The sequence below is a fragment of the Laspinema sp. D2d genome, from assembly GCF_025370755.1.
GTDB lineage: Bacteria > Cyanobacteriota > Cyanobacteriia > Cyanobacteriales > Laspinemataceae > Laspinema.
This window is the reverse complement of record NZ_JAMXFC010000005.1, coordinates 123,804-141,780: the sequence shown is the minus strand read 5'-3', so window position 1 is coordinate 141,780 and position 17,977 is coordinate 123,804. Positions and strand designations below refer to the sequence as shown.

Sequence of the window (17,977 nt, the reverse complement as noted above, 5' to 3'; positions counted from 1 at the left end):
AGTTGGGATGTTGTTACTACGAACATGAGAAACGACTGAAGTTGTTCCAGTGAACTTGGATAACGACTGAAGTTGTTAGGACGAACCTTAGAAATGGCTTTTAGAAAAGATAGCTTTAATTAGGTATGTTTTTAATAAAAAAAGACTTGAAAAGGGAGGGTTATCCTTTTCAAGTCTTTTCGGAAAATTCAGGGCTGAATTAAGTGGAAGACTCGCTATATTCAACCGAGGAAGATTCTACGGGCTGAGAATTTTTGAGGGGAATGCGCGGTTCTTCTAGGGGTTTGCGCTTCTCGATTAGGTTAATCGCCCGAGTGACGCTTTCGGGAAGAATGACAACTAAGCTACCAGAGGGGGCCTCATTGAGGGCGGTTTCGATCGCCTCGGTTTCATTCAAGATCGTTTGATAGGCCGCTGGACCATTCGCTTGGGCGATGCCTGCACAGATGAAGTGGGCGGCATTTCCCCGGGGACGACCTCGGGTATCATTATCTTCTTTGACAATAATTTGGTTGAAGATTTCGGCAGAGAGTTTGCCTAGGTTGGTCAAATCTTCATCCCGGCGATCGCCAGGACCACCGATGACGCCAATGGTTTCTCCCGGCCAATTGCGCACGAACCCGCCCAAGGCTTCATAACTGGCGGCATTATGGGCATAATCCACCAAGGCATGATAGGTCCCCATATTGAACAGATTCATCCGTCCCGGAGTTTGGGCAACCGATGCCTCAAAGGTCGCCAATCCCGTGCGAATTTGCTCAATGGGAACCCCATTGCTATAGGCAGCTAAGGCAGCGGCAAGGGCGTTGGCAATCATAAAGGGAGCCAATCCTGCCATTGTCAGCGGGACGTTAACCGCTTGTTCAATCCGCAGGGTCCAATCTCCTTTAATAATCGAGAGATAGCCATTTTCATAGACGGCGGCGAGTCCCCCACTACGAACATGATTTTGCAAAATTTCGTTCTCGGGGTCCATCGAGAAATAGGCGATTTGAGATTTCACCCGTTTTGCCATCTTGACGACGAGGGGGTCTTCGGCATTCAAAATCGCATAACCTTTGGCATCCACGGATTCGGCGAGGACGCTCTTGAGGGTTGCCATTTGTTCGATGGTATCGATATCGCCGATGCCGAGATGATCCGCAGAGACGTTTAAAACGACCCCTACATCACAGCGATCGAAGGCTAAACCCGATCGCAAAATGCCTCCTCGGGCCGTTTCTAAGACAGCCACTTCGACGGTGGGGTCTTTCAAAATCAGTTCGGCACTTTGGGGCCCGGTGTTATCCCCTTTTTCAACGATAAAATCGCCGATATAAGTCCCATCGGTGGTGGTGTAACCGATGGTTTTGCCAGTTTGTTTATAAATATGGGCTAAAAGGCGGGTTGTGGTGGTTTTACCATTGGTGCCAGTGACGGCGAGAATGGGAATTCGCGAGGGAGTGCCTGTCGGAAAGAGCATTTCCATGACCGGGGCTGCGACGTTGCGGGGCAGGCCCTGGCTGGGACAGACGTGCATCCGGAAACCGGGGGCAGCATTCACTTCCACGATGACGCCATCATTGTCCCGGAGGGGTTGGGAAATATCCTCGGTGACGACATCGATGCCACAGATATCTAAGCCAATTAGTTTGGCAATTCTTTCGGCCATCCAGAGATTTTCTGGGTGAATTTCATCGGTGCGATCGATGGCAATACCGCCGGTGCTGAGGTTGGCGGTGTAGCGCAGATAGCAGATTTCGCCGTCTTGGAGTACGGTGTTGAGGTCGTATCCTTTGCGCTCCAAGATTTGCATACTCATCCGGTCTACTTGGATACGAGTCAGAACGTTATCGTGACCGTCGCCTCGGTTGGGGTCGCGATTGGTTTCTTCGATGAGTTCTTGGATGGTAGATTTACCATTCCCGATCGCATGAGCGGGAACCCGTTCTGCCACAGCGATCAGTTTACCATTGACCACGAGCACCCGGTGGTCCCGACCTTTGTAGTAGCGTTCGACGATCACCGATCGCGTTTTCGAGGCGGTTGTAGCGGCGTCGTAAGCTTCTTCCGCCTCTTCCCAGGTGTGGATATCGATGGTAATCCCGCGTCCGTGGTTGCCATCAAGGGGTTTAATCACAATGGGATAACCACCCACCTCATCGATCGCCTCTTGCAGTTCATCCAGATAATGAATCAACGTGCCTCGGGGAACCGGCACTCCCGCATCCCGCAGAGTTTTTTTGGTTCCTTCTTTATCGCAGGCGAGTTCAACGCCTAAAATACTGCTGCGATCGGTCAGGGTTGCCTGGACTCGTTTTTGATAAATCCCCGTTCCCAGTTGGATCATGGATCTAGCACTGGAGTGAAACCAGGGAATATCGCGAGCTTCGGCTTCTTTAATCAGGGTCTCGGTACTGGGACCCAAGGACGCTTTAGCCGCCAAATCTTTCAAGTCTTGGATGTCCTGTTCCAACTCGGAAACCGGATAGCGACCCGTATCGACAATACTGCGACAGAGGCGTACCGCTGCTCTAGCGGCATAGCGACCCGCTTGTTCATCGACATATTCAAACGCCACTTGGTAGGTGCCTGGGGTCGAGGTTTCGCGGGTGCGACCAAAACCAACTATCATCCCCGCGAGTTCCTGGAGCTCTAAGGCAACGTGTTCCACCACATGACCCATATAGGTCCCCTCTTGGACTCGGCTGAGGAATCCTCCTCTACAACCCGGAGAGCAGTAGTGGTCTACCAAACTGGGTAGTGCCTCAACGAGACCTTGATAAAAGCCGGGGATCAAAGAGGTCGGCTTGGGTGCTAAGTCCTCTAGGTCGAGGCGCATCACGATGACCTTGTGGCGTCGAATGCTCCAATAGTTCGGACCCCGTAATGTCTGGATTTTAAGTATTTTCATAAGCTGCGCGAGGATGAAGCTCTTGTTTTGGAAGCAATAGAGGCACTTGTTCTAGTTTCTGGCTTTCGTGCGTTACAAGATGTTCAAAATGAACATCTTGATCGAGTCCAGTGCAGGACAAGTGCAAACTGAATCAGGAGAAAATGGGGGGTTCAGGTGAAGCGTGAAGTGGAATGGGGTAAGGTTTGGGCTTTGAACGTTCAGGTTTCACCGGAAAGGACCTATTCTCTTCTGTGCAGTTTAATCATAACGAGGGAGTTGGGTGGATATGCTGCCATAAAAGCCTAGGGATGGTTGGGACGACTGACACGCTGACGTAACTCAAAGCGATCGCCGTGACACAGAATATGTAAGCGCATATTGTACAAACTCAAGGGGTCTGTGGCTCCCACTTGTTGCTCGTTGGTGACGAAAGCCGAACCGGGATCGACGATGGTTACCGTGCCTTTGCCAATCACTTCAATGACGCCATCGCCTTGAAACATGGCGCAAGTATCTTCGTCAATGCCGATGCCAAGGCGGTCTGGATGAGAGGCGATCGCCGAGAGTAGCCGTGCCATGCGATTCCGGTTATGGAAATGCTGATCCACAATCACATCGGGCAGAATTCCTAATCCCGTTGCCATATCCACTAACGAGCGATTCGGTGATTCTCCACTGCCTCCCCCGGCAATCATGTGATGGCCCATTACTGCCGCACCGGCACTGGTTCCCGCTAAAACAATTTTTCCTTCCCGCACCTTCATCCGAACCTTTTCCATTAAAGGCGTATCCGCAACTAAGGCGCAGAGTCGGAGTTGATCTCCGCCTGTCATAAAGACTCCAGTACATTCTTCCATGTACTCTTGCCACTTCGGATCCTCTCCCTGGGTCCTTTCGCGGATATCTAGCAATTCTATGCTTGTGGCACCCATCTCCGCAAAGATCTTCTGATATCGGTCCCCGATCGCCGAGGGTTCCCGCGAAGCACAAGGAACGATCGCAATTTTTGCCTCGCTTCCTCCAGCACGAGTAAAAAACGTATGCAGGATCTCGCGGCCATGAACTTTGTCTTCCGCACCGCCAATCACCATTACAGTGCTTTTAAGTGTTTGGGGCATCTTCTGTTGTAGGGATTGAGTGTCTAACTGTAGCATGGGTGGTCTTGCTATTGGCCCTTATTTTTTGTACGTTTCGATCCTTCCCCAAGCGCAGGGCTTTAGAGGGCATTCTTGTCCGTTTTTGTATTACCGGATGGGCTTTTCTTTCGCCCAAGTGCGGACCCAGGGTCAGGGAGTTTAATTTTCTCACGTTTTTACGATTCCACGGTTTTTTTTTGCCGTGTCTGCTGAAGCCCTAAGCGAGTTAGCGATCGCCCCGCTTACTTGCTTCCAGGATTTTTGCCCGTTTTTACCGGGTCAGCATGGGTAGTTATTCAATCGATATAATGGCAAAAATTTCCACAAATATTTAGAATTAAAACATCACCCCCCTGGTATTTTTCCTCAATAGTGGCGTGCCCGTGGCAAAGATAACAGCAGGGTAAAGGATTGGGCTAAGGCGATCGTCTCTACCGGATAAGGGAGGGATTCCCAACCTCGGATAGCTTGGATAGTCGGACTTATAATAAAAGATTGTATCCGCTCCCTTGTTGTCCCTGTGCGAATAGATATTATCACGTTATTTCCCGATTTTTTTACCACCCCGCTCCAATCTTCCCTCCTTGGGAAAGCCCTCGCGAACCAGATTGCTGCGGTCAATCTCGTTAATCCTCGCGACTTTACGACGGATAAGCATCGTCGAGTCGATGACGAACCCTATGGCGGGGGAGTCGGAATGGTCATGAAACCTGAACCTTTATTTGCGGCGGTCGAATCCTTACCCATCCTGCCTCGCCGCGAGGTGATTTTTCTTAGCCCCCAAGGGCAACCGATGAATCGTAACCTCTGTTGGGAACTCGCCCAAAACTTCGAGCAACTTGTCTTGATTTGCGGACATTATGAAGGCATTGACGAACGGGTGATGAATCTCGTCACTCGGGAAGTCTCCCTGGGGGATTTCGTCCTAACAGGGGGAGAAATTCCGGCTTTAGCCTTAGTCGATGGGGTCGTCCGCCTTCTCCCAGGAACTGTGGGTAAAGCCGAATCCCTAGAAGCGGAGAGTTTTGAGGATGGATTGCTGGACTATCCCCATTACACCCGTCCGGCCCAATTTCGCGACTGGAAAGTACCGGACGTTTTACTCTCGGGACATCACGGGAAAATTGAGGAATGGCGCAAAGCACAACAACTGCAACGCACTCGCGATCGCCGACCAGACCTCCTCCAAAACCTCAACAATCTGTCAGTAAAAGATGACAATTCCGAGGGGGATAAGCTATGACTAAATAAATAAAGCTGGGTTTTCAGCCATGCATAAATTTAATCTCACCTTAACCACTCTCCTGTGTCTCTTGCTCTTTAATGAAGTCAAGATTAACCCCACAACCCGCCCAATGGGAGAGTGGATAGAGGTTCAATCCACTGCTCTAGCCCGCACCGGAGGACGAAGCCGAGGAGGGTCTTTCAGTCGCCCCGCCCCCTCCCGTTCCAGTCCCTCTCGTTCTACCCCGTCCCGTTCTACCCCGTCCCGTTCCACTCCTTCTCGCACCACCAGTCCTCCTCCCACTCGTTCGGCCCCCCGTTCCAGTGGTTCCGGTAGTAGCAACACGCCCTCACGCCCGAACAATCCTCCGCCCACAGAGTCTACTCCCAGTCGTGGCAATACGGGAGGACGAGCCAGGGGTGGTTCTTTCGAGGCACAACCCACTCCAGCGCCCATTCCAGCGCCCATTCCAGCACCCACTCCAGTCCCCCAAACCTCTTCTCCCTCCAGAGGCGGAACGGTGGTGGTCCCGGTGCCAGTTCCAGTGCCGCAACCCTACTATCCGACTCCCCAATATAGCGATCGCCCGTATCAAGATTCTGCCGGAACCGGACTCAAACCCGCCCCAGTCGTCCCGCCAACCTATGTCCCCAGTCCCACTGCACCGGCAGCAACCCAACCCGTCCCAGGCGCACCTCCCCAATCGGGCTATGCCGGGACCCAATCTGCTGGAAATACTCGCTTTCCGTGGAAATTTCTACTATTTTTACTCCTAGCTGGAGGGGCGATCGCTGCCGTCTTTTGGATTCGTTCTAAACGTGCCGCCACAGCCGTTTCAGAACTCGACAATGAGATTGTCACCGTCACCAAATTGCAGGTTGCCCTATTAGCTTCCGCCCGAGATATTCAATCCCATCTCACCGATTTAAGCCTGAGTGCCGAACTCGATACTCCCGAAGGATTGACGGAATTTTTACAAGAATCCGCCTTATCCTTACTCCGCCATCCCGAATATTGGACTCATGTTCAAACCCATTCCCAAACCGTCAAAAATCGGGAAGAAGCAGGGCGAGTTTTTGAGCAATTATCGATTCAAGAACGCAGTAAATTTAGTGCAGAAACCTTGAGTAATGTGGGGGGTAAAATTCGCCAGAATCAAGCCCGCCCCCAATCCGAAGGGGACCCCGCCTCTTATCTGGTGGTAACCCTCCTCCTGGGCACAGAAGATGATCAGCCCTTATTCGGACCCCTCCATTCTGCGGAAGAATTGCGATCGGCCCTGCAACAAGTCGCCGCTATTACCCCGGATTATCTCTTAGTATTTGAGTTACTCTGGAGTCCCCAGGAAGCCACAGATAGTTTGAGTTATGATGACTTACTAACTCAGTATAGTGACCTGGTTCAAATTTGATAAGCAGCAGTTCTAACCCTTGTATAGTGCGGCTATCCGGACAACAAAGCCCGCTTGAGCGGGCTAAAATAAGAACAACCTACCTTTTAACTTTTAAAAAGGGTATCTGTATAACATTCAAGCCCGTTTACTTAGGATAAATATAAATGATACATTCAGAACTTGATAACGATATCGTCACGGTGAGCCAAATTCAAATTGCCCTGAGTGTTGGAGTGAGTTCGATTCAATCTCAATTGTCCGACTTAAGTCTGAAAGCCGACACAAAAACCCCGGAGGGATTATATGAATTACTCGAAGTTACCGTAGAACAGTTACTCGAAAACGCCCTCTATTGGACTCATCTTTTAGGCAGTTCGGAAACTTTCGAGAGTCGCGAAGCAGCAGAAGAGGTATTTGAACGCTTATCCCTTCAAGAACGAGGTAAATTTAGCGCGGAAACCCTGAGTAATGTGGAAGGAATCATTACCCAAACCGATAAACCGGCCGTGATTCAGGACGGAGGAGAAGCCGCCTATGTGGTGATTACGTTATTGCTGGGGACGGCACACGATCGCCCGTTATTTGGCCCAATTGATACGATCGGTGGGATGAAAACAGCGCTGAGTCAATTGCGATCGCTCTCGTCAGAGTATCTGCTTATCTTAGAACTGCTCTGGAGTCCGCAAGCTGAAACCGATACGCTTTCGGTGCAGGATATGGCAACCTACTACAGCGATATGAAGGCGATCGCCTCCTAATCCCGGTATTGATATCACCCTGCCTCCACATTCTCTCTCCCTCGCCCTGGCTACTGTCAGCACTTTGTGTCAGTCGAGTTTAGGAGTGGAGGCAGCGGTTAAGCTGGATTAAGTTTTTGACTGACCAAGGGAATCGCAACCAGCGCCAGTTTCACAATCCAAGGAGCAAAGATTACGCTTAAAATCAGGCAAAAGGCAGCAAGAACCGTGGCAGCGACTTTGACGATTTCTTCGGTTGTATTGACACTCAGACAAAAGGCTAAGGAAGCGATCGCCAAGGACATTAATGAAGGCACAAGCATCATTGTATCTACCTCATATACTTTCTGGAAAGATGCAGTGCGTTCCTTCGGCTAGAATACCTACTTCCGTTTTTCCCCGTCGAGCGATCGCCGGGGGAAAAATGAACGATTAGATTATTTAATAAGTTTTACAACTTTTTTGGAAGTCTTGTCAAGCCCTGGACTCAAACTCATTACCAGGTCCCTTGAGGATCCCCTTTATTGGGGTTCGGGAATGGTTTGCGGAATCGGCGCAGGAACAGTTTGAGGAATGGGTGCCGGGACTGTTTCAGGTACAGGTGCCGGAATGGTTTGCGGAATCGGTTCAGGGACTGGTTCGGGCGTCGGGGGTTCGGGATTCGGGGGAGGTTCCGGTTGCGGTAAAGGGTTAGGCTCCGGAATTTGAATCCCTTGAGGGGTGGGTTCGACTGTAAGATAGTTCATGATTTTTTTGCATTAAAACAAGGTATTTTACACCAGGGGGCGATCGCACTTCTCTCGTTCCAGAATTTCTTCTATAAAACTCTGAGCCCGAGGGCAATACCTGATATAATTTTTAGTAAAAAACCGATGCTATGTCCGGCAGATCCGGTCAATAGCTAGATTTGGTTTATTTGACTCTAAACTATCAGTAATCCGCGCCCCACCGCATCTATCAAAAGCAGGATTTTTTTTCAGGGGTGAATAATCCCTCCCTTCCTTTTGGGCGATCGGGTGAGGTTCACCTAAGAGTGCATCGTTGCTACAAAATTGCTTAGAAACCGGGTATTTTTACGCGATTTCTGGCAAGAAAGCACCCAATTTGGGCCAAAAACCCGGTTTCTTGTCCCTAGGATGTAAACAGGGTACTGATGCGCTAGAGTATTATTGGTTAATTTAAAATTAACATTCAGGACTAAAATTTATGAACTTAGCAACCGCTTTTATTTCCGTCCCCGATTATTTTAAACAGGAAGAAACTAGCCCCATCCGTCATGAATATCTGGGGGGACAACTTTTTGCAATGGCGGGTGCCAGTGAGGAACATAATCGGATTTCAGGTAACATTTATGCTTATTTACTCACTCATTTGCGGGGAAGTGGCTGTAAAACATTTATGTCTGATATGAAAATAAAAATCCAAGTGGCCCAAGGGACTGGAGATATCTTTTACTATCCGGATGTCCTGGTAACTTGTGACGAGGAAGATCGAGACAAATTTTATAAAACTCAACCTTGTTTAGTCGTAGAGGTTTTATCTCCTTCGACAGAAACGATAGACCGGCGAGAAAAACGTCTGAATTATCAAAGTTTAACCAGTTTGCAAGAATATGTGCTGGTTGCTCAAGACCAGATGCAGGTAGAGGTTTATCGCCGCAAGGCTTCAGGGAATTGGGAAGTTGAGCGATTAGGGCCGAATGATAGTTTAGAATTAAATTCTGTGGGCTTAACCTTGACTCTGGCCGAGATTTATGATGAAGTATTTGCCGGTTAATGCGGTTGATTCTCTGAAGGTATAGCGCTATCCTATTTAACCAAGCTTGTTTTGCTGGTTAGTAAATAAGCGAAGCGATAGGTCAACAACAAACCGGAAAAAGCGAGTCCGAGGACTAAGCCTAACCACAAGCCGACTCCGCCAAAATGAAGACGTAATCCCAGGATATAGCCACTGAATAGGCCAATACACCAATAGCCTAAAAAGCCGATCGCCATTGGAACTCGGGTATCTTTTACGCCGCGTAAAGCACCGGCTGCAATCACTTGCATTCCATCAAAAATTTGAAACATGGCAGCCATGCCTAACAAGGACATTGCCAATTCTAATACAGGTTGATTCTCTGAATTCTGAATATCCAAATACAAGGCAACAATTTTATCAGGGTTGGTCCACAAAAATAACCCGGTGAGACTCATGAAACTGACCCCGATCGCAATGCCGACATATCCAGCGCGTCTGGCACTGAGAGTATCGTTTCGTCCCATTGCTTGTCCAACTCTCACCGTGGTGGCAAGGGACAATCCAACGGGAACCATAAAGGTGATATTGGCGGTTTGTAAGGCGATGTTATGGGCGGCTAAGGTGACAGTTCCCAAAGTTCCCATCAGAAAGGTAGTGACGGCAAAAAGTCCGGTTTCTATGACAAAAAGTCCGGCGATCGGCCAGCCAATTTTGACAATTTCTCTAAATTCTCGGGCATCAAATTGATAAGAAGTCCGAAAAATATGATAGGGTTTTAACCGGCGACTAAAGGCAAGAAACCCCGCAGCGGTGATAAACATCACCCAAAAAGACAGGGTGCTTGACCATCCAATTCCTGCTAAACCCAAGGCGGGTAACCCCCATTTGCCAAACATGAAAACATAATTACCGCCAATATTGAGGGGAACACAACAGGCAACGATCGCCATGATCGGGCGGGTATAATTGAGGGCAGAAAGGATATTGCGTAACACGGCAAATCCTAGGGCGGCGGGAAATCCCAAAATCAGCGCCCGCAGATAGGTTTGAGCTAATTCGACGGCCCTCGGGTCCTGTCCGAAACGCAGTAACAGGGGGGTGAGGTTCCAGATTAGGAATCCCATCAGAATGGAGAGTGCGAGAGTTAACCAGAGTCCCTGAATGGTTAAGCGACTGATTCGGTGGAGTTCTCCGGCACCATGCGCTGTGGCAGCGATCGCCCCAACGGCGGAAACCATCCCGTTGCAAATTAGGATTAAAGTGAAAAAGATGATCGCACCTAAACCCCCTGCGGCTAAAGTCTCACTGCCGAGTAACCCCATCATGACTGTATCTACAAACCCGGTTGCCGCTTGCGCCAGTTGGGCGGCAATCAGAGGAATTGCCAGGTGCAGGGTAGCTTTGGCTTCAGAGAAAACTTTAGATTTAGATAGACTGTGCATGACAATAGTATCGGTCCCTGGTATATTTCCGTCAAGTTTTCCGGCGTTTCTTCCACCGGGGAACGACGAGGAGGAGAATCAAGCCGATCGCTAGTCCCAAGGCGGTACTGAGGATTACTACATACTCGCTTTGCCGAACGGCGATCGCAATATAAGCCCACACAAACACTAGATTAAAAGCAGTATCCCCCCGTTGAATTGTCACAACAGCGGCGATCGCGGTGGAGACTCCTAACATGACAATAGTCCAAAATACCAAGGTATTCGGGTCCTTCCAACCCCAGTTATAGAGGGTACTGGCAATATTCACCACCGTTGCAACACTAATCCAAGCTAAATAAATACTTAAGGGAATATTAATCAACCACTTTTCCCGAGGGGGAACTCGTTCTACCCCGATCTGTAGGCGCAGATAGGTGAGAATCAGAGACCCTAAAATAATCAGCATGGCTAAGACGGACCAGCCAAACTGGAGATATTCAAACAAAAATACCCACGCAATCTGAGCTAAACTGGCTAGAACCAGCAAGTAACTCATGCGCCTTAACCGAGGATGATGCCGTTGCGCCGGTAAGACTTGATAGATGCCAAAGCTAATGAGAGATAAATAAATTAACCCCCAAATCGAAAAGGCATAGTTGGCGGGAATAATTAAAACATCTCCAAAGAATTGGCTAGAAATTTCCCCAATGGTTAGGCCATTAAAGGGGAAAATATTGGCGATAATATTAGTAACAAAGGCAGCAAGAATCGCCAACAACGTGGATACTGACCGGAATAGGTCAGAGTTAGAGCGTTCAGAGAGCTGTGTCATGGGAATGACTCCTAGATTCTAAACTTTATCCTAGGCGATCGCCCCTGACTTTGCACTCATCCTGTGAGTCTATTTTTCCCGGGTTAGTCAACCGGCATAGTAATCAAACGGACAGAGAATACACTCCGCCCGTTCAATGCACTAGAATGACTAACATTAAATGACAAACTCTTCCGTGACTTGCTCGCGCTCTAAGGTAAGCTGAATGCTATAGCGTTCTCCAGGTTGTCCGCTTAACTCCATTTGCAATCCGGAGTCAGCATTTCGGGCTACCACTTCATGGAGGCGATCGCCGTGGTGAGAGAGTAACGTCAGTTGTAACCCAGCAGGTAATTCCGGGCGATCGCCGGTGGGATAAACCTGGACTAATACCCCCGTTTCCCCGTGAGATTCAGCCTTAATCGTCACAATCAACGCGATTGATCGATGCTGGCTATTTTGATGGCCTAATTGCAGTGTTTTAGCCCGTTTTACGCCAGCCGTTTCTCGGATTAACGCCAGGGAATCTTCTTCCGGACAAAAGACTTCATCGATCGCCTGCCATCCGGGTTCAAATCGCTCTTGAAACCACTTTCCCAAATTCACCGGATTCTGCCACGCTTGCCCTTCTCCCCAGGTTTCTATCCAATCCCCTTCTACATCCTCGACATACAAATTCACATGATCCAGACCAAACCTTAGTCGGTCCTCCTGTAAATCTTGAGCCGCTTGAAGGGCTTGCCATGCTTTTTCGAGGCGGTCTTTACTTGATGTTTGGATTGTCGTACCCATATCTAAAGTCTTAAAAAAGGTTTGTTGTCCAATGGAATGATTAAGAAACAGAGTTTCTTAAAAACTAAATTTCAGATATTTTGACTCTTCCAGATGGCTGCTGTTATGCAATACCAAATTCACCACTTGACTCACGAATTCTTCTTTTCCCGGATTGTAACTCACAAAAATCCCCCGTTCTATATTCCAGTCTTTCAGGGTTTTTTTCCACTCTTCATACTTGTGTTCGGAAAAATCATCAGAGATGCTAGTCACTTGGACGCAAAGCGGTCGGCCCTTGTTGCTGCTGACGATCGCATCGGTTGCCATCGAGAAATCTGCCACATACCGTTGGACGAGGCTCCCTTCACGAATCTTTATCTTTTGTGCGATTAGGTCAATCAGTTGAGCATCCTCCTGATTGAATTCTCCGGATCTTAATTTTTGTTTCCAAATGTAAAATTTGTTATCTTTTTCATTAAACCACTTGGGGAACAGGAATTCATACCAATACCGAACCGGGGGAGTCAGTTGATTTAAAAATGATTCCCGTTCTTCATCGGTTAAAACTTTGAGCGCTAACCAAAATTCTGCATCCTTAATGACTTCGAGCAGAAACCCCATTAAAAATTTTTTCTGCATTAATAAACCGGGTCTCATATCTTTGATCCAACGCCAGATTTCCTCCAAACGGTACTCTAGCCCTGGATCCACAGAGGAAGCTATCCCCATGAGTTCCCTAAGTTTCGGCTCGATTTCAATCGCTTGCAAACACTCCCCCTACATCCGAAAAGCGCCTTTCCTGCATATATTCTGATCTTACTTTAAAAAGTGACCGACTGAATAGAGGGGCGATCGCCCTCTCGATAGAGATTTGCAGTGAAATCCTAATCCAGTTAAGCGGCGAAAAAGCTCAGTTGAGTCAGTTGCCCCCGGGCCAACGACCTCTACTGTAACTGCCACACCTTAATTGTATGATCTTGACTGCCACTTGTCAGCATTTTGCCATCGGCACTAATTGCCAGGGAATTAATGGTATCCGAATGACCTTTCAGGGTTTGTAACAATTGTCCCGTGCCAATATTCCAAAGTTTCAGCGTACTATCGAGAGACCCACCCCCACTCACCAACGTCTGACCATCGGGACTAAAGGCGATCGCGTGAACCGCATCAGAATGTCCGAATAACGTGCGGACCAACTGACCACTACTCACCTGCCAAATCAGAATTGAACTATCCCCACTGGCACCCGCTACCCATTGACCATTGGGACTAAAAGCCACCGAACGAAACCGATACAACCCCCCTTCTAACGTGCGTACCACCTCTCCAGTTTGAGTATGCCAGATTTTAATCGAGCGATCAAAACTGCCACTCGCTAACAGTTGACCATCGGGACTATAAGCGAGGGAAAACACCCAACCGGAATGACCGGCGATCGACCGAATCAACTCCCCAGTTTCCACATTCCACAGCTTGATCGTATTGTCAAATCCCCCAGACGCTAACTGCTTGCCATCGGGACTAAACGCCACGGACATCACCCAAGCTGCATGATCCGTTAAAGTATGTAAGAGCTGACCCGTACTTGTCTCCCAAACTTTAATCGTCCCATCTCCACTGCTACTGGCGACCTTGCTGCCATCGGGACTAAACGTCACCGACCAAATTTCATGGGAATGACCGGATAAACTCTGGCGGACCTGACCCGATTCTATATCCCATAGCTTTACCGTTTTGTCAACACTACCACTGACCAAGAGGCGGCTATCGGGACTCAAAGCAATGGAATTGACCCCCCACAGATGACCCCCTAGAGTTTTCGCTAACGTAACGGGTTGTTTTGCGCTCAAGGGTTGAGCCGACACCGTAGAAATTGGAGTGAAGGGTTCGTCCGGGTTAACTGGAACTTCAGGCATTACCCCAGGATTACCATAGTTCAACCACAGTAAAGCCGAGACATTGGGTAATGTAAACCCGCCGAATAGTTGGGTGGCTGTTCCTGCTAAGGCTAAGAAAAATCCACCCACTAGGAATTTTTGAGCAGATTTCAGGGCTTTTTTGTAATGAACCCGCGATGATCGCCGACTGTGACGACTATAATTTTTGGCTCCATTCAATCGCAGCAGTCGTGTGGGAATCCTCGCTGCCACTTGATAAGGTTGCATTCCCCCCATTGGTTGAGGCGATCGCACAGGCATGGGAGAAGAACCCCAAGGTTGCTGCATCTCCTGCTCGATTTCTTCCAACCGCTTTAAAATCACCTGCGTATTTTGAGGCCGATTCCCCGGAAAAGGGGCCATCATGTAATCAATACAATCTGCTAACGGGTTCGTCGTGAATCCCGCTGTGGGACTGTGACGACTCCCATCCGATCGCCACAACAGTTGACCCGTCCTTGTATCTTCAGGAAAGGCATTCGGTTCCTTTCCGGTTAACAGGAATACAAAGGTTCGTCCTAAAGCAAAAAAATCTGATTGCGGAACCGCTTTACCATTCGCCTGTTCTGGCGGTGTGTAACCGGGGGAAACAATCCCCGTAATTTGATGACCTCCCCCGACTTTAGCCAGATAAGTTCCCGTCACCTCTCTAGCACTGCCAAAATCAATCAACGCCAGTTGACCATTCGGCTGAAGCATGATGTTTGAGGGTTTGATATCGCGGTGGAAAAACTGCTGTTGATGGACAATATGTAAAATTTCCGCAAGCTGTTTCAACCAATTGAGGGCCTGATGCTGCGGAATCGGTAGATGATGGCGATCGGCCATCCACACCTCTAAATTCCGGCCCTCAATCCGTTGCATCACCAGACAGTGTAACGGCTGCTGGCTATCTCTAGGCAGGACAGTAAAGTACCCGTCGGATTCCACCCGAGGAATCCCGGGGTGATTCAAATGACTTAAGACTTGAGCTTCCCGCTGAAACAGGGCGATCGCCTTGGGATTATCATCCGTCAGGACCTTCAGGACCTTTAGGATACCCCCATCATTCACCTCAAAGGTTTGACCAAACCCCCCTTCTCCCAATAATCGCCCAATCCGATATCGCCCTTGGAAAATCAACAGCGAACCACAATGCCGACAGATCCGGTTTTGTGCATTTAAGGGGTCAGCCCGATTGAGACATTTAGGATTGAGGCAATAACTCACAGCAACTCTATCCAACGATTGAGGATACCTTGATTATCCTAACTTTCCCCGGGAAAAAACAACTATCATTGGTCAGATGTCTTTATCAAGAAACGATAGGGGAGATGGGGAGGATGGGGGAGATGGGGGAGATAGGGAGGATAGGGGAGATGGGGGAGATAGGGGAACTTTGTAGTAACGACTGAGGGGGTTTCCTCGTTATGTGCTTAAGGCAACTCCCCATCCTCCCCATCCTCCCCATCCTCCCCATCCTCCCCATCTCCCCTATCCTCCCCATCTCCCCCATCCTCCCCATCCTCCCCATCTCAAAAAAAAAGGGGCCAATTGCCCCTTTAGTCGGATTCTTCAGGTGATGAGTGCAACCCGATCGCTTATGCGTCTGGTTCCACGCGACCGTAAAATAGACCGCGAATCTTCACTTCTACGGGTTCTTTTGCACCTAAGTCAGTATCCGAAGACTGTTCGCTGACGAAAACACCAGCAATTTCGCCTGTGGCATTGTTGACTTTAGAAACACTCAGGGAAATATGACCTTTACCCTGAAGTGCACGCTTAACATTGGACCGATTCAAATCCTGTGCATCCGAGCTGGCAGGCAACGCAACGGCGTTATCATATCCCGTGGCTCCGCCACGACCTTTGGGGTCGAGGAAAGAAGCAGAACGGTAGGAGGGAACGGTATAGTCGCCTTCAAAGTCGGTGGAGGTATTAATGCTATCAAGTCCGGGTTGACTTTTGGCTTTGAGTCCTTTGACGGTAAACAGGAAAGGAACTTCCTCACCACCCGGAAGCATGACGGTAATCGCTTGGAAGTCGATCCCATCTTTTTCCACGAAGGTGAGGCTGCCATCTCCACCCACTTCTAAGGGTCCAGAGATTTGGGTCAGGGAGGAGGTATAACGAGTCAAAGGTTTGCTGGGAATATATTCGGCTTCTTTCCGTTTATTGGAGCCTTCTTCCAGAACGAAATATTCCGTCGGTTGCAAACACAGCTCACTCAGCAAATAAGATTGGCTGCCCTCAATGGGAATTGCACCCCGAGCGGTTTCTGCCAATTCCGGACAGCTATTTGCTAAACCCGTGTTTCTAATATCATCATAGGTGAGTTCTGTACTCCCCACAGTCGGCCCTTCACTACAAGCCGTTAGCACGCTCAAGCATACTGCTAGAAATGCGACAATTAAAGCGCGATACCTCATGGTCAACCTTTATTTCAAAATTTGACAATCCCACCAGGGGTTAATCTGCGGTTTGGGTTCAATTTCGTTTGAAAGACCGAACCCAAACCGTTAAGCCTTTGCAAGTTCGATTCAGAACTAATGAGTAAACTTACTCATCTATGACAACGAAACGTCTACCGCAGAAATCACGACGGAGCCACCCAAATCCTCAATCGGTTTTGTCAGTTGTGGCACTGTCGGAAAAGAGTGCGGGCGTTTTTGTTCGGCGATCCGGGATTGAGGAGGTTGCATCTAGGTCAGTCAGCGGGATTGGGTAAGCTGACCGGAAGAGATGATCTCCTCGGTCCGTTTCAGCTTGCTACGGCGACAAGGCGACTCCGACTTCTCAGGGAAGCGGGAATTGTCCTGTCGAGGTTTAAGCATTTTACGTTGGTTTTAGATGCCATAGAGCATTTTACCGAAATAAGCACCCATCGTAACGTAGGTTGCTTTTAATTCTTGTGGAGAGAGGGAAGAATGCAAGGGTTGTGATCCCCAGACGATATTTTCTGGAATCCAAGGGTATTTTCATCAATGCCAGAATGCACCATTTATAGGGATCCTCAAACCTGGGATCGGGATAAAGACTGGCGGATTGAGTATCTTAACTTCGGAAACCAACCCCTTGAAGGCGAGAAAGGTTGAAGAGGGTCTGAGCGATCGCCACTGAGACTGAAGCGTTTGAATGAAAACTCTGTTGCAACCCAGGCGGGGAATTTTTCAAGCAACCGAGTTTCTACCCTAGAGGGTCCCCCTACGTTAAGAATGGAGGGAGTCAGGGAGCGATCGCCTCGGGAAACCCGGATTTTTAACCGAACCTCAACGGATCCCCTTTCTCTTCCTCGGTACAAAGTTAGATAAAATATCAAATTTGATAGCCATAGACTCCCAGTACAAGCCGGTGAAAGCCCAGCTTAAGGATTGGAATGTTTACCCGCGACTTTGAGGCAAAAAAACTACAATGGACTTGACTACAAATCTTGACTCTGACGGCAAACTACCCAATTTAAGCAGTACGATTGAAGACTTGCGACTTGTCGCCAATCATTACCAAGGGGATTGTCTGGCACTCTTGGAGTTACTGCGGACTTTAGAGCAACTTCATCGAGAAATTTGCGAAAGTTTGTTTTTGGAATCTCTACCCAGTAACCGACAGGCACTTTACAACTTGTTGCGAGATATCGAAACCTCTGGAGGGTGGCCCTACATCCAGCGGATCAAGTTGCGATCGCTCCTGGACGTGTTATCAGAAGCGGCGATCGAGCATACCCCCGATCTTGAGGATTCGGTGAGGGTTGACGGAGAATAACAAGTTGGGGAGGGTCGGGTCCATCAGGAACTCGACCCTCGTGAGGGTCCCTTTGATTGTAATTCCGGGCTTACCCTCTTTTCTAAAAGGCTGCTATTGTCCTTGGGATTCACATGATCCCTGGGTCAACTTCAAAGGCGATCGCCCCTACCCTGGCTCCCTAATAGTTTAAAGTTTCAGCCGCTCC

At 48.9% G+C, this 17,977-nt stretch carries 15 protein-coding genes and 1 riboswitch; of the genes, 5 read left to right on the top strand and 10 right to left on the bottom strand.

Translation table 11 applies throughout. The annotated features are described in order from the left end of the window. Positions 1 to 199: 199 nt before the first annotated feature. Entirely contained in the window at positions 200 to 2,893 is a 2,694-nt protein-coding gene (cphA, locus tag NG796_RS05170; protein WP_261204844.1) for a cyanophycin synthetase, read from the bottom strand. Between the two features lie 284 nt (positions 2,894 to 3,177). Continuing rightward, positions 3,178 to 4,029, bottom strand: a complete 852-nt coding sequence (locus NG796_RS05165) for a cyanophycinase (RefSeq protein WP_261201637.1) — start codon at positions 4,027 to 4,029, stop codon at positions 3,178 to 3,180. A gap of 502 nt (positions 4,030 to 4,531) precedes the next feature. On the opposite strand from NG796_RS05165, the gene trmD reads away from it, so the two are divergent. From trmD to NG796_RS05150, 3 genes are all read left to right on the top strand, one after another. Further along, a complete protein-coding gene (gene trmD / locus NG796_RS05160; protein WP_261204843.1) occupies positions 4,532 to 5,254 on the top strand; it encodes a tRNA (guanosine(37)-N1)-methyltransferase TrmD in 723 nt (240 codons plus the stop codon). 28 nt (positions 5,255 to 5,282) lie between these two features. Continuing rightward, a complete protein-coding gene (locus NG796_RS05155; RefSeq protein WP_261204842.1) occupies positions 5,283 to 6,647 on the top strand; it encodes a DUF1517 domain-containing protein in 1,365 nt (454 codons plus the stop codon). Positions 6,648 to 6,793: 146 nt separating this feature from the next. Beyond that, a complete protein-coding gene (locus NG796_RS05150; RefSeq protein ID WP_261204841.1) occupies positions 6,794 to 7,387 on the top strand; it encodes a DUF1517 domain-containing protein in 594 nt (197 codons plus the stop codon). Positions 7,388 to 7,485: 98 nt separating this feature from the next. Here NG796_RS05150 and NG796_RS05145 read toward each other — a convergent pair whose 3' ends face one another. Beyond that, positions 7,486 to 7,692 carry a hypothetical protein gene (locus tag NG796_RS05145; RefSeq protein WP_261204840.1) on the bottom strand — a complete coding sequence of 69 codons (207 nt, stop codon included), beginning with the start codon at positions 7,690 to 7,692 and terminating at the stop codon, positions 7,486 to 7,488. Between the two features lie 33 nt (positions 7,693 to 7,725). Next, a riboswitch (Glutamine riboswitch) is annotated at positions 7,726 to 7,799 on the bottom strand. Between the two features lie 88 nt (positions 7,800 to 7,887). Then, on the bottom strand, positions 7,888 to 8,112 hold the full coding sequence (locus NG796_RS05140) for a hypothetical protein (protein ID WP_261204839.1): 225 nt from the start codon (positions 8,110 to 8,112) through the stop codon (positions 7,888 to 7,890). Positions 8,113 to 8,572: 460 nt separating this feature from the next. On the opposite strand from NG796_RS05140, the gene NG796_RS05135 reads away from it, so the two are divergent. Beyond that, on the top strand, positions 8,573 to 9,142 hold the full coding sequence (locus NG796_RS05135; protein ID WP_261204838.1) for a Uma2 family endonuclease: 570 nt from the start codon (positions 8,573 to 8,575) through the stop codon (positions 9,140 to 9,142). Between the two features lie 32 nt (positions 9,143 to 9,174). Here NG796_RS05135 and NG796_RS05130 read toward each other — a convergent pair whose 3' ends face one another. The 6 genes from NG796_RS05130 to NG796_RS05105 form a co-directional block, all read right to left on the bottom strand. Then, positions 9,175 to 10,548, bottom strand: coding sequence for an MATE family efflux transporter (locus NG796_RS05130; protein WP_261204837.1), 1,374 nt, complete (start codon positions 10,546 to 10,548; stop codon positions 9,175 to 9,177). 31 nt (positions 10,549 to 10,579) lie between these two features. Continuing rightward, positions 10,580 to 11,362 (bottom strand): tryptophan-rich sensory protein, encoded by a 783-nt coding sequence (locus NG796_RS05125; protein ID WP_261204836.1) that lies wholly within the window; start codon positions 11,360 to 11,362, stop codon positions 10,580 to 10,582. A 156-nt stretch (positions 11,363 to 11,518) separates the two neighbouring features. After that, the gene (locus NG796_RS05120; RefSeq protein ID WP_261204835.1) at positions 11,519 to 12,133 is read right to left on the bottom strand and encodes a DUF1822 family protein; all 615 of its coding nucleotides are present in this window, start codon (positions 12,131 to 12,133) and stop codon (positions 11,519 to 11,521) included. Between the two features lie 57 nt (positions 12,134 to 12,190). Continuing rightward, positions 12,191 to 12,883 (bottom strand): hypothetical protein, encoded by a 693-nt coding sequence (locus tag NG796_RS05115; protein ID WP_261204834.1) that lies wholly within the window; start codon positions 12,881 to 12,883, stop codon positions 12,191 to 12,193. Positions 12,884 to 13,059: 176 nt separating this feature from the next. Next, entirely contained in the window at positions 13,060 to 15,261 is a 2,202-nt protein-coding gene (locus NG796_RS05110) for a protein kinase domain-containing protein (protein WP_261204833.1), read from the bottom strand. Positions 15,262 to 15,632: 371 nt separating this feature from the next. Next, positions 15,633 to 16,460, bottom strand: a complete 828-nt coding sequence (locus NG796_RS05105; protein WP_261204832.1) for a photosystem II manganese-stabilizing polypeptide — start codon at positions 16,458 to 16,460, stop codon at positions 15,633 to 15,635. 982 nt (positions 16,461 to 17,442) lie between these two features. On the opposite strand from NG796_RS05105, the gene NG796_RS05100 reads away from it, so the two are divergent. Then, entirely contained in the window at positions 17,443 to 17,790 is a 348-nt protein-coding gene (locus tag NG796_RS05100) for a hypothetical protein (RefSeq protein ID WP_261204831.1), read from the top strand. Positions 17,791 to 17,977 lie beyond the last annotated feature (187 nt).

Coding starts and splice junctions, on each gene's coding strand:
- cphA (WP_261204844.1), bottom strand. CDS start 2,893: ATGAAAATACTTAAAATCCAGACATTACGGGGTCCGAACTATTGGAGC.
- NG796_RS05165 (WP_261201637.1), bottom strand. CDS start 4,029: ATGCTACAGTTAGACACTCAATCCCTACAACAGAAGATGCCCCAAACA.
- NG796_RS05155 (WP_261204842.1), top strand. CDS start 5,283: ATGCATAAATTTAATCTCACCTTAACCACTCTCCTGTGTCTCTTGCTC.
- NG796_RS05150 (WP_261204841.1), top strand. CDS start 6,794: ATGATACATTCAGAACTTGATAACGATATCGTCACGGTGAGCCAAATT.
- NG796_RS05145 (WP_261204840.1), bottom strand. CDS start 7,692: ATGATGCTTGTGCCTTCATTAATGTCCTTGGCGATCGCTTCCTTAGCC.
- NG796_RS05140 (WP_261204839.1), bottom strand. CDS start 8,112: ATGAACTATCTTACAGTCGAACCCACCCCTCAAGGGATTCAAATTCCG.
- NG796_RS05135 (WP_261204838.1), top strand. CDS start 8,573: ATGAACTTAGCAACCGCTTTTATTTCCGTCCCCGATTATTTTAAACAG.
- NG796_RS05130 (WP_261204837.1), bottom strand. CDS start 10,548: ATGCACAGTCTATCTAAATCTAAAGTTTTCTCTGAAGCCAAAGCTACC.
- NG796_RS05125 (WP_261204836.1), bottom strand. CDS start 11,362: ATGACACAGCTCTCTGAACGCTCTAACTCTGACCTATTCCGGTCAGTA.
- NG796_RS05120 (WP_261204835.1), bottom strand. CDS start 12,133: ATGGGTACGACAATCCAAACATCAAGTAAAGACCGCCTCGAAAAAGCA.
- NG796_RS05105 (WP_261204832.1), bottom strand. CDS start 16,460: ATGAGGTATCGCGCTTTAATTGTCGCATTTCTAGCAGTATGCTTGAGC.
- NG796_RS05100 (WP_261204831.1), top strand. CDS start 17,443: ATGGACTTGACTACAAATCTTGACTCTGACGGCAAACTACCCAATTTA.